This is a genomic window from Bacillus sp. SD088 (assembly GCF_017355205.1).
In the GTDB taxonomy this organism is placed as follows: Bacteria; Bacillota; Bacilli; order Bacillales; family Bacillaceae_C; genus Lederbergia.
This window is the reverse complement of record NZ_JADIJK010000005.1, coordinates 96,340-108,616: the sequence shown is the minus strand read 5'-3', so window position 1 is coordinate 108,616 and position 12,277 is coordinate 96,340. Positions and strand designations below refer to the sequence as shown.

The window sequence follows — 12,277 nt, the reverse complement described above, 5'->3', positions numbered from 1 at the left end:
CGTCTCAAACTTTTACAGTGTCGATGTTACTGACAGGATGTCGGCGCCTTTTAGCCGACTTGGTCCTATCCTCCTTTTGAACACACACTTTAGATTTCGATCGTGATTAGTTCTGGCGCTTTATTTTTGGAAACCCCTACGCTCCTCTCAATCCTTAAGTAGAAAACAAAATCTATCATACTATATTACTTTTTAATTGGTCAAGATGTGAAGAAAAATGACAAAATATTTTTATCTTCCAGGAGTCGTTGTGCGGCATTTTTATAACCAAGTAATAATGCTCAATGGCTAATTACCCACCAGTACTTGACACCATGATCATTCCTATTTTGGTTTTGTAGCAGTGACACAAACTACTAGGGCTGGTGAGATCTCTTTATATCGAACCTTAATTTGACGGAATCCACTCATTCTCATATTCGTTCGAATCTGTCTTCCGAACTGTTTCGTTTTATGGAGTCGTGCATCTTCTTGGCGTGGTTGCATCGTAATCGCTATTTTTCCACCTGGCTGCAATGCTCGATAGATGTTTTCAAGACTTGCCTGTTTATCTTGCCATAACGTATAGGTATTCACTGCCAATACCCTTTGATAGCTATTTCGTTGAAGGTCTGCTTCTGAAATATCACTTATAACCAATCTAATCTGCCCTTTATCCACCTGAGTTTTCAGTCGACGGGTCGCCTCATCCTTCATCGCTTTCGAAATATCGATACCATCAATTTGAATGTTTCGATATTGATTCACTAAATACTCCATGCTATATCCGGGTCCATAGCCTATTTCAAGAATACGATCCCCTTGGCGAACTTTTAATTGTTCAATTGTCCATTCGTTCAATGTCTTATTTTCTGTCGCCATTACTTTTCCAATAAACTTTCCAATCAAACCTTTGGGCTGTTTAAAATTCCTTTTAATTACCTTCAACATTCTACTCACCCTAACTACATTATTATTTCCTCTATTCCCCAAAAGAAGGGTTTGTAAAATTGAACTTATGGTTTTGTATTCAAAGAATCCCTCATACAGAGCACGAGGGATTCTTCTTTTATGTTTGTGGCAATCGATCCGCATGTATCGCTTTTTGTTGCTTTTGAAAGACGATTTTCGATAAACCTATTCCAAGTTCATATAAGATAAACAGGGGGATTAAGACAATCAATTGGGATACGAAATCCGGTGGTGTAATGATTGCGGATACGATCGCTAAGACAACATAAGCATATTTCCGAGATTTTGCTAATTGTTCCGGTGTTAAAATTTCAACAGCAGTTAAAAACATTAACACAAAGGGAACCTCAAACAAAAAACCCATCGGGATCGTCGTCATTAGCAAAAAGGAAAAATAACTCTGAGTCGTAATCATCATCTCAAAATTGGTTGTCCCTAGGTTCAGTAAAAATTGATACGAAAAAGGGAAAACCACATAGAAACCGAATAACAACCCACCAACAAAACTTAAAAGCATTGCCGGAATAAACTTTAATGCCTTTGCACTCTCTACATCTGTTAAAGCAGGACGAATAAATTTCCATAGTAACAGGCCAATAAAGGGAGCAGACACCCCTAAACTCAGACTGCCTGCTATCCCTGTGTAAAATCGAATCACATCTAATGGCCCCAACATCGTTAGTTTTTGTTCTCTAGTAATGATGGGAATCATTTTCTGTGTAAAAATCAAAAAGGCAATAAAACAAACAGTAATAAAAAGAAGGGAGTATATAATCACCTTGCGTAGTTCGCCAAGGTGATCTGTTAATGCTCTTTCTTCATCCATATAAGAAACCTCTATTCTTTCGTTGGCTCAGATGCCGCCTGTTCTACTGAAGGAAGTTTCTCCTGTTTTTCTGTTCCTTCCGAGCCCATAATTTCATTCGCTGATTTTTTAAATTCTGATAAGGTTTTGCCAAAGGCCGCACCGATTTCAGGCAACTTTTTCGGTCCAAATACAATTAAGGTAATGATGAGGATGAGAATTAATCCTGGGATCCCTATCTGTTGAAAAAACATAGTCGCACTCCTTTCTAGGCTAATTGACCACCTTTTTTACTATATTCGATAATCCCTTCTGCAGCACGGTAGGCTAAGGCCCCAACAGTACCAGTTGGATTGTATCCACTATTGTGAGCAAAGGAAGATGCTCCAACAACAAATACATTATCAGCGTCCCACATTTGCGAATAATTATTCACCGCGGAAATCGATGGGTCATCCCCCATGACAACGCCCCCAACGTTGTGTGTAGTCTGATAAGGAACAATATCATAATCTGCCAATTTTCCGGAGCTCTGAATCGTATCTGCCCCCATTTCTTTCATCACTTTATCACTTTGTTTATTGAGATACTCATATAGATTTCGATCCTGGTCTGTGAAATTATATGTCATTCGGAGTAGCGGCACCCCATACACATCTTTATAGGTAGGATCTAAATCCAAATAATTATAACGATATGGCATGGATGCTCCCTCATAGCTCGCCGAAATCGTTCTTGTGTAATACTTAATCGATTTTTGTTTAAATTCCTTCCCCCATAAAGGCGTTCCGGGTGGGACAGGATTATTTCCAATTGGTCGATAACCAGCTTGAGTGACCGCAAGAGAACCACCATGGATAAAATCAAGATCACTATGATCAAAATTATCACCATTAAAATCATCGACCACTTCACCAAGGGACCCAGCACCCATATAAGAATTAAAGCGTTCTTTCTCAAAAAATCCGGTTGTGCCTGGCACCATTTGGTAACAATAATTTCTTCCAATTACCCCTTTTCCTGTATCAGGATCATATGGTTGGCCGAGATTGGATACGAGTAAAAGTTTATTATTATTCATTACATAACTTGTTAGAACGACAACATCAGCAGGCTGAATATATTCCTCTCCTTTTAAAACATCGATATATCTAACCCCTGTTGCTTTGCCGCCTTCATGAATAATCTCCAATACATTGGCATATGTTCTTAGTTCAAAGTTCCCCGTCTTTTTCGCTGTCGGAATAACAGTGATATTCGGACTTGTCTTGGCCCCATACTCACAGCCAAATCGTTCACAGAATGCACAATATTGACAAGCATTTATTTTTTCACCATCCGGATTCGTGTAATCCTCCGACAAATTGGCAGAAGGCATGGAAAAAGGATGAAGTCCCATTTTTTCCGCTGTATCTTTAAATTTCTTCGTGATAACGGTCTTTTTCATTGGCGGAGTAGGATAATCTGCACTTCGTTTCCCGCCTAAAGGATTCGGCTCACCAGATAAACCACATGTTTTTTCAAATTTATCATAATAGGGTTCTAATTCATCATACGTGATCCCCCAATCTTGAATGAGGTAATCCTTTTTAATCTTATTTTTCCCGTATTTTTCGATTGTTTTCGATTTTATTTCAAAATCATAAGGCAAAAAGCGAAAGGTATGTCCATTCCAATGAATTCCTGATCCTCCCACACCTTCACCAAGGAGGAACGACCCTAATTGACGCATTGGCAATGCCCGCTGATCCTGTTTATTTCGAAAGGTAATGGTTTCCTTTGACATATCCTGCATCAGGTCATAGCGCATAGCATACCGTAATTCATCATGGACCATAGAGAAGTCTTCAGCGTTCCGCTTATCGCCACCCCTTTCTAGCCCAATCACATTTAAGCCTTCTTTGGCACATTCAGCGGCGATAATTCCGCCTGTCCAGCCTACTCCAACGGTTACTACATCTGTTTTCGGTAAAGTTTTTGCCATATCGATCATCCTTTCTTAGCCATTCGATTCTTTCTTTTTCGGAGCCGGCATATGAGACGTTAAACTAACTGGTTCTATTTCTAAAAAATCAGTCGCTTCGATTTTATCTAAATAACTCATTTGATTTCCTGGGAAACCTTTCATTTTCCACCCTGCCATATCACGGTTGCCACCATAAAGAGGATCCGCATATACACCTTCTAACACAGCCATTCGAAATAAGGTAAAGAAATCATTTGAAGTTACTCCCTTCATTTTGACCTTGCCTTCTTCAAAATCGGTTAAAATCTTATCTTGTTCGTCGTCACTTAATTCTGTGAACTTTTTCTTATACTTTTCTTGACTATGGGATTGGATTTTTGAAATTCCTTGGCTAAAAATCTCATTTCTTCTTAAATGGGATTGGAATCCTTGTGTTTCGATTCCTGGATAGAATGGACCCATCATGTAATCGCGTGCATTATTTCCCCATGTTCCCGCTAATTGGTGATCAATATAGTAAGGTACATCTAGATCAATCGCCCCTGGGCCAAGATCATCTTCCGGGAAAATACGCTCCGCCGCTTGTGAAAGAACGGTAAATTCTTCTGGATTTGAAAAATACATCATGGCACGTTGATAACTTACCTCAGGACCTTTACCTGAATCTTGCTCTGGTGAAGTTTGTCCTTTTTGATTTGTTTTAAGCGTTTGTTGGGTAATGAGACCCCCTAGGACGCCCCCTCCAACAACACCTCCAGCAACATATCCACCTTTACGAATAAACTCTCGCCTTGTCATGCCCTTTTTATCTTGTTGATCACTCATTTGCATACTCCTTTCAGTGAATGTTAAAAAGTATTATTTACAATATCAGGGAATTTACGCATAAAAAGAGGAGAAATTTACAATAAAACCTAGCTCGCTGAAATTCAGGTTTATAAATGGGGTTACAAATTTTCAGGTCCTGTTTGTCCAAACGGCTGCATATAATGGAGATATACGAAAGAAATATGTAAAAAAGGGGAGCGGAAATGACTCATTTACCGTTAAAATATCTTCGTTATGTGGTTGCCTATATTTTTATCGTCTCAGGTTTAATGAAAATAGTAAGTTCGGAGCTTGGGAGCTATTTTGTTCAATTAGGATTGCCTTTTCCCGAAATCACATTGTATATCGTTGCATTTATCGAAATAATTGCAGGTGTTTGTCTCTTATTAAAGATCGTTCCAAAGCTTGCGACCATTCCATTAATGGCAATTATGCTCACGGCCATTGTCATCACGAAAATCCCGATCCTCTCAACAGACTTTATGAAATTCCTTTTTGAAGCACGACTCGATATTACGGTGCTTGTTTTACTAATTGTTTTGTATAAATTGGAAATAGATTAACACTGTGTCGCGATTTGTTTGAACAAAGAGATTTAGGGGATAGTATGTAAGACAAGGTTTTAAGGGAGTGTGTCTTTTTATGGGAGCAATTGAACGAGGTGGGTATTTTTTTGAACCAGAACACAGTGTGATCGCTCAAAATGGCGCCGTTCATGTTTATAAAGATGGAGAATTTGTGGAAGAAATTAAATTTTCCTTTTCTGGGAAATATCCGGAACTTAGCCAAATTGAGGAGCTTGTAGAGGAGTATTGTGTTGAAAAGGGGATTTAAACTTTTAACAGCTATCAAGGAATAAGTGTGGAAACAACCATCCCATTAGGTTGAAAAATTATAATTTGGTGAGAGTGCTCCTAGGCACTCCCACCGTTTTGTCATTCCCTAATTAATTTCATGCAAATGAAGCCTTTGTAATTCTTTTGGGAGTGGTTGTTGATTTATCCATGCAGTCAATGTTTGATTAAATAAATCAGGATTCGCTAGAGGGATGCCATGGCCTACTTGTGGAAAGATAATTCCTTTGCTTTTAGGATGAGCAGACACAAGGTCTTCAGCAGATTTTCGCATCATGTTCTTTTCTTTTTCCCCGATGGTCACTAAAATTTCTACTCTTGCTTGGGGATAATTCTGTGGAATTGCATAGTTCATATTTTCTTGCAATACCTGGATCAGCATTTCCGTTTTCATTTCCTTACTTTCTTGAAAATATGTCTCAAAATTCTCCTCATCGATATATAACTCTTTGGACTGAAGCTGCGCAAAGGCGCGGTTTTTCACCAGAAATGCAGTAAATTTAACCATTGGCCGAATAAAACCACGTAATAGTGAATTCGGTCGAACGAGCGCACTATTTATAACAGCATAATCAATCAGTTCTGGCTCTTGATGCAACATTTCCACTAGTATTTGTGCCCCTAGTGAAAAACCCACGACGATCACTTTTTTATCCGATCCTCTCATTTCTATCCATCTAATCAATTCTTCAGCAGAATCCTTAATCGAAAAAACACTCTCTTCTCTGCTTCCACCATGTCCTGGTAAATCAGGAATAAGCAGATGGTATTCATTAAAATAGTCTAATTGTTGATTCCACATCCAACCGCTCACCCCACCGCCATGTATGAAAACAAGTAAGGGCCCTGTTTGATCCCCCGCCTCTTTTACAAACATATACATCCCCTCTCTCCTCAAAGTGAAACTTAATCAGTGAACCCACTGGTACAGATGAGCTTAGGCTAAATTCTTCGCCCTTCAATAATTTTACCTTACTATCACTTTACTGCAAGCTGATCGAGTACACATTTGAGTCGTTCCTGTTCATCCTCGAACTGGGCATGCTGACGCCATTCCTGCTCAATACTTCCATCTTTTATATAAATAATGCGATCCGCATGTGCTGCTACAGTTGGTTCGTGCGTAACAAACAGAATCGTTTGCCCATAACTCTCCCTCATTTGCTTGAAAAGCTGTAAGACTTCCTCTGTCGTAGTCGAATCTAAATTCCCTGTGGGCTCATCTGCAATGAGAAGAGCGGGACGATGAATCAGAGCCCGAGCAATGGCTACTCTTTGCTGTTGCCCGCCGGAAAGCTGGCTGGGAAAATGCTTCCGTCGCTCAAATAGACCAACAAACTCTAGTAATTGTTTTGTTCGTTGCAAAATCTCTTGCTTTTTCAAACCAGCAAGGACAAGAGAAAGGGAAACATTATCCCATGCCGTAATCCCATGTAACAAATTAAAGGATTGAAAAATAAACCCCATTTTTTCTCTGCGAAATCGAGTGGAGTGTGGTTCATTGAATAGTAAGTGGTTGACATTTTTTCCTTCAAAATAGATATCCCCTTCGGAAGAGCGTTCCATCCCCCCTAATATATGCATCAGTGTCGATTTACCAGACCCGCTCGGGCCCATGATGGCGACAAACTCCCCTTTTTCAACTTGGAAATCGACGGAATGCAACGCCACAACACGATTCTTCCCTAGCTCAAACGTTTTGGAAAGATTACTAATTTCTAAGAATGCTTCTGTCAATATAAAAACCTCCCTGCCTCATAGACTTCATAGTGCAACCCCATACTACAAAACGTGCTAATCAGCTGTTTTAAATACATCCATAATATGCATTCGCGCTATTTTCCCTGCCGTAGGTATTGTTGATAACACAGACAATCCAAACAATATGATGTACAACACACCCACGTTTCCAAGAGGGATATGTTCAAAGATCCCCTTAAATCCACTTGAACTAATATAGATAGAAAAGAGTAAAATAGTTGCCGTTATCGTACCGATGAATAAAGATAGAAGTGACAGGGTAACCCCTTGCCAGGCAATCAACTTCATCATTTGCAAGGGGGTTAAATAAATGGAACGCAAAACGGCATATTCACGTCTCCTTGCATGGATTCCTGCATTAAGTGCGTTCAGTACACCACCTATACCAGCAACTGTTATGATAAACGTAATTCCTTGTAGCATAGCTAGGGCCTGTTGATGTGTAGTATCAAACGTCCGAAGCGAGTCTGTCGCCTGGATCCAGCCCATCTCCGGATATTCTCGTTGCAAAAGCTGAAGCTGTTCAATCATTTGTTTTTCATACCCATCCTGAATCTCCACTAAAATTCGCTCTAAATTACCAGGTTGAATATCAGGATGGCTTTCAGTAATTAATAAATGGTTCAGTTGGAATTGATCCATCTCGTCAATAATTTCAACGATTGTAACAGAAGTAGATTGCTCATCGACAATCAATGGTAGAGAATCGCCAATTTGGATTCCTCGTTCATTGGCCATATCTTTTGGCACAACACCTGCATCCTCTACTAGTTCAATGAAAACGCTTTATAAAATAAGAATCTAATTGCAGAACTAATAACGCAATCACAACAATTTCTGTTTCGCACATTAGTTATACTATCTCCCCGGTTTTTGAAAAACTGACTTTTACACTTGTGTTTATAATAGGAGAGTATGAAATATTATTTAATGCAAATTCTTTTTGTCAAATTTTTAAAATATTTCAAAAGTATAAGTTAGTATTAATTGTATAAGCAATCAGAAAACAGAACAATAGTACTTTGGTTTGCTCCCTCAATATAGGCAAACTTACACACAATAAAATAAAAAAGAAGAGAGAAAGGATGTTTTTTACCCTTCCCTTTCTCTATCTTTATTTTTTAATTTAGAGCTCTTCAGCCTCAATTTTCATATTCCTGTGATAAAATTTCAGATCATGCTCATTGATTTCTCGCACTACCCTGCAAGGACTTCCTACTGCAATGACATTAGCTGGAATATCTTTTGTGACGACACTCCCAGCACCGATTACTGTATTCTCCCCAATTCGAACTCCAGGGAGGATAATAGCACCTGCACCAATCCAGACATTATCCTCGATGGCGACTGGCAAATTGTATTGTGCCGCCTTCCGTCGCAATTCCGGATGAACCGGATGGGTTCCAGCATCAATTATCACATTCGGACCGATTAAAACACTGTTACCGATATGGATGTCTGTATCGTCTACCAAGGTTAAATTGAAATTTGCATAAACATCATTGCCGACATGTGTGAATCGTTCCCAGTTTGCATGAAGGGGTGGCTCGATATGCACATTGTCTCCTACTTCAGCGAAGACTTTCTGTAAGAACTCTTTTCTTTTTTCAACTTCTGAAGGTCTCGTTTGATTAAAATCATAGAGCACCTCCATACATTCCGTTTGTTCTTTTAATAAACCTTCATCATTGCAGCAATATATCTTGCCATTGTGCATCTTCTCTCTAATATCCATCTGATTTTCTCCCCCGACTTTAAACGTTTGTACCTATACAACCGTCTCACTTTATCTGTCGTTAGACAATTTCATTATACTAAAAATTCTATAGATTTTATCAAGCTTTTCCCTAATGCTGCCTTGTTTGCGTATCAAGATTTTGCTGCGGCTTTTTAATAAAGAATGCAAGTACAAAGCCCACAACGGCGAAAATCCCAGCTACTACAAAGGACATATTTACCCCATGAATAACACCATTTATACCTTCATCAGGGCGGGCTGCTGTCGACATAATTGTAACTAATAGGGCCGTGCCTACTGCACCGGCGACCTGGCGCATCGTATTATTCATCGCTGTACCGTGGGGGATTAGATCTTTGGGGAGCTGATTCAGTCCCGCTGTTGTCACAGGCATCATCACCATCGCAATACCAGCCATCCGAAAGGCATTTACAATCGCCAGGTACGCAAAGGTTGTCTGGTCATTAAAAATGGTGAACATAAAGGTCGTGATAATAAGAATCGAGAGACCCGTAATCGCTAAGTATCGTGCACCAAATTTATCAAATAACCTTCCCGTTATGGGATTAGCAATCCCCATAATAATGGCTCCAGGTAGAAGCATTAAACCGGAATGAAGCGCATCAAAGCCAAGCATATCTTGCATAAAAAGTGGAAGAACTACAGCTGCACCAATCATGGAAAGAAATGTCACCATTCCAAGTGCTGTCGTGAGCGCGAACGTTTTATTTTTAAAAACGCGGAATTCCAGCATCGGCTGTTCTAACTTCAATTGTCTCAAAATAAACCATACTAAGGCGATAGCACCAATGATCATAGCAACGATCACATGCATACTTGTCCATCCTCCGCTACCTGCGGAACTAAACCCATATAATAATCCACCAAAACCAAGAGTAGATAAGATAATCGAAATAATATCCACTTTTGGGAAGGTTCGTTTCGTTACATTTTTTAGTACCATAAAAGCAATCAAAATGTCAATCAAAGCAATCGGTAGCACGACATAGAAAAGACTTCTCCACGGGAATTGTTCCACCATCCAGCCTGACAAGGTTGGACCAATCGCTGGAGCAAACGCGATCACCATTCCGAACATGCCCATCGCAGTACCTCGTTTTTCTTTAGGAAAAATTAGAAATAAAATCGTCTGCATTAAAGGCATAATAATCCCTGCTCCAGATGCCTGCAAAATCCTCCCTGTTAACAATATAGGAAAATTGGTTGCCACCGCACATACGGCGGTCCCTAATGCAAATAACCCCATAGCAATAAGAAACAATTTTCGGGTCGTAAACCGACCAATTAAAAAAGCTGTGATCGGAATCATAATCCCGTTCACTAGCATAAACGCGGACTGCAACCATTGAACCGTACTATATTCAATTTGTAAATCCGCCATAATATGTGGCAATGCCGTCGCCAACAATGTCTGATTTAAGATAGCGACAAACGCACCGGAAATGAGGACAATCATAATCGGTGTCTTTTTTATCTGCACTGGTTGTTCAGATGTCATAGTTTCCCTTCTTTCATAAAATAACCTAATAAATATATTTCGCGTCACTAACAAATGACTATCCTGTTATTTTAACAGAGTTTTGAATTTCTTCCACCTCGTTTTAGGGAAAACATATGAAACAGTCTAGAATTTTTTGGAAATCAAGGTTGATAGGCAGACAAAAGATGAGATTTAATTTCATCTTTCAAACTGATTTCATAGAACTTCTTCTGCTATTAATCGATAAGAATGAATCCGATCTTCTGGGGAGTGAGTGATCGTTAAAATCATCATTTCATTTGTTTTATAGGCTGTTTCTAACTGACGAAGGGATTCTGCAACCTCTTGCGGATTTCCAATGATCATATTTTGCTTCATGCTATTCAGTTTTTCCTTTTCCGTCTCCGTTAATTCGTAATTTTTGGCTTCCTCAATAGATGGGATCAATTGACGCTTTCCACTATCTGCTTGTATTTGCCAAATCAACCAACTCATAGCCACTTCCTCTGCCTTTTCGGTCGTTTCTGCGCAAACCACCGAAATAGTTAGCAGAACTTCTGGTAACGAACCGCTCTCCTTAGGTTTAAATAAATTTATGTATTGCTCGATAATCTTGCTGCCATCTTCCTCACTCATAAATTGACCAAATGCATAAGCCAAACCATTTTTGGCTGCAAGAACCGCACTCTTTTGACTTGTTCCAAGCAGCCAAGTCTCTGGTGGAACTTGTGGCACAGGTGTTGCCGTCACTTTTGAAAATTCATGGTCTTTTGGGAAATCATGATGGAGAAAATGAAGTAAATCATCAAGGAGATCTGGCATTTTATAGACCTGTTGTAAAAAATTATCAGATAAAGCATTCGTTGCCTCAGCTGATCCACCTGGTGCACGGCCAATGCCAATGTCAATTCGATTCGGAAATAAGGTAGCCAATAAATTAAAAGTCTCCGCTACTTTATAAGGTTTATAATGAGGTAATAAGGTTGCACCTGAACCAATTCGAATCTTGCTAGTATGAGCTCCAATGAAACTTAGCATCACTTCAGGTACAGGACAAGCAAGCCCAGGAAGATCGTGATGTTCAGCCATCCAATATCGGGTATAACCGAATTTCTCTCCAGCCTTCGCTAAATTCATCGATTCATACAACGCATCCTTTGCAGATTGATTGGATGAAATCGGGGACTGATCTAATATGCTGATTCTCATCACTGCCTCCTCCTCTCTTCATTTTTCACTTCAAACAAGCTTACATAATAGTCGCCAACTTCTCCTTCTTTATATAAATTATCCATTGAAGTATAATATTCTTGAATGGCTCCTCTAAATGTAATCCCTTTTTCAGGAACTTCTATATCAAAAATCCTTTCATATAGTAGCGTAGCGATATCGTGATAATTTTCACTTGTGACTTTAAAATTAATTTTAATGTTTAACAAACCATCTTGCCAATTCTCTTTATATTGATCTACATTAATGATGGTATGATTTAGAATGATCTTCGAGACCAACGAACTCTCCTCCTTTAAATAGATCGAGTATGACAGTGAATAAGATATGTCCGCAAGCAATAAATAGTGTAAGGGGTGGTTTAATAGAACTAAATTGCAGGCCACTTTCAATAAATCTTATTTTTCATGAGGAGTGATCGGAATTTTTTAAACAGGCTTTTTCTATATGCTCTCCCTCTATATTTCAAACCATTCCTCCACTTTAATTTTAACAAAATAAAGTAGACAATAGCCAATAAACGATTACGCTGTACTCCGTAGTTGTGACCATTCATTCCACCTCAAACTTACTCTTGCCACTTGATGGCCATAGCTATCTCATCTTATAGCAGCACTGGTTAACTCGATATTTAATGATTTCC

The 12,277-nt window shown here is 39.2% G+C and carries 14 protein-coding genes; 2 read left to right on the top strand and 12 right to left on the bottom strand.

Features of this window, described 5'->3' with window-relative positions:
- Positions 1-324 precede the first annotated feature (324 nt).
- The 5 genes from IPU53_RS06080 to IPU53_RS06060 form a co-directional block, all read right to left on the bottom strand.
- Complete coding sequence (locus IPU53_RS06080) at positions 325-930, bottom strand: class I SAM-dependent methyltransferase (protein ID WP_207448915.1); 606 nt, start codon at positions 928-930, stop codon at positions 325-327.
- Between the two features lie 118 nt (positions 931-1,048).
- The gene (gene tatC / locus IPU53_RS06075; protein WP_207448913.1) at positions 1,049-1,777 is read right to left on the bottom strand and encodes a twin-arginine translocase subunit TatC; all 729 of its coding nucleotides are present in this window, start codon (positions 1,775-1,777) and stop codon (positions 1,049-1,051) included.
- 11 nt (positions 1,778-1,788) lie between these two features.
- A complete protein-coding gene (gene tatA, locus IPU53_RS06070; RefSeq protein WP_207448911.1) occupies positions 1,789-2,010 on the bottom strand; it encodes a twin-arginine translocase TatA/TatE family subunit in 222 nt (73 codons plus the stop codon).
- A gap of 14 nt (positions 2,011-2,024) precedes the next feature.
- The gene (locus tag IPU53_RS06065) at positions 2,025-3,740 is read right to left on the bottom strand and encodes a GMC family oxidoreductase (RefSeq protein ID WP_207448909.1); all 1,716 of its coding nucleotides are present in this window, start codon (positions 3,738-3,740) and stop codon (positions 2,025-2,027) included.
- Positions 3,741-3,755: 15 nt separating this feature from the next.
- Entirely contained in the window at positions 3,756-4,547 is a 792-nt protein-coding gene (locus tag IPU53_RS06060) for a gluconate 2-dehydrogenase subunit 3 family protein (protein WP_207448907.1), read from the bottom strand.
- A gap of 206 nt (positions 4,548-4,753) precedes the next feature.
- Between IPU53_RS06060 and IPU53_RS06055 the strand changes: the two genes are divergently transcribed.
- Both IPU53_RS06055 and IPU53_RS06050 read left to right on the top strand, forming a co-directional pair.
- Positions 4,754-5,113, top strand: coding sequence for a DoxX family protein (locus IPU53_RS06055; RefSeq protein ID WP_207448905.1), 360 nt, complete (start codon positions 4,754-4,756; stop codon positions 5,111-5,113).
- Positions 5,114-5,192: 79 nt separating this feature from the next.
- A complete protein-coding gene (locus IPU53_RS06050; RefSeq protein WP_207448903.1) occupies positions 5,193-5,384 on the top strand; it encodes a YbxH family protein in 192 nt (63 codons plus the stop codon).
- A gap of 108 nt (positions 5,385-5,492) precedes the next feature.
- Here IPU53_RS06050 and IPU53_RS06045 read toward each other — a convergent pair whose 3' ends face one another.
- The 7 genes from IPU53_RS06045 to IPU53_RS06015 form a co-directional block, all read right to left on the bottom strand.
- A complete protein-coding gene (locus IPU53_RS06045; RefSeq protein WP_207448901.1) occupies positions 5,493-6,287 on the bottom strand; it encodes an alpha/beta fold hydrolase in 795 nt (264 codons plus the stop codon).
- 95 nt (positions 6,288-6,382) lie between these two features.
- Positions 6,383-7,141, bottom strand: coding sequence for an ABC transporter ATP-binding protein (locus tag IPU53_RS06040; protein ID WP_207448899.1), 759 nt, complete (start codon positions 7,139-7,141; stop codon positions 6,383-6,385).
- A 57-nt stretch (positions 7,142-7,198) separates the two neighbouring features.
- Positions 7,199-7,915 carry an ABC transporter permease gene (locus tag IPU53_RS06035; RefSeq protein ID WP_207448897.1) on the bottom strand — a complete coding sequence of 239 codons (717 nt, stop codon included), beginning with the start codon at positions 7,913-7,915 and terminating at the stop codon, positions 7,199-7,201.
- Between the two features lie 376 nt (positions 7,916-8,291).
- Positions 8,292-8,900 (bottom strand): sugar O-acetyltransferase, encoded by a 609-nt coding sequence (locus IPU53_RS06030; RefSeq protein ID WP_207448895.1) that lies wholly within the window; start codon positions 8,898-8,900, stop codon positions 8,292-8,294.
- 112 nt (positions 8,901-9,012) lie between these two features.
- Entirely contained in the window at positions 9,013-10,422 is a 1,410-nt protein-coding gene (locus IPU53_RS06025; protein ID WP_207448893.1) for a DHA2 family efflux MFS transporter permease subunit, read from the bottom strand.
- A gap of 198 nt (positions 10,423-10,620) precedes the next feature.
- Positions 10,621-11,613 carry an LLM class flavin-dependent oxidoreductase gene (locus IPU53_RS06020; RefSeq protein ID WP_207448891.1) on the bottom strand — a complete coding sequence of 331 codons (993 nt, stop codon included), beginning with the start codon at positions 11,611-11,613 and terminating at the stop codon, positions 10,621-10,623.
- Complete coding sequence (locus tag IPU53_RS06015) at positions 11,613-11,915, bottom strand: DUF3219 family protein (RefSeq protein WP_207448889.1); 303 nt, start codon at positions 11,913-11,915, stop codon at positions 11,613-11,615. Before IPU53_RS06015 ends, IPU53_RS06020 begins: the two co-directional genes overlap by 1 nt.
- Between the last annotated feature and the right edge of the window lie 362 nt (positions 11,916-12,277).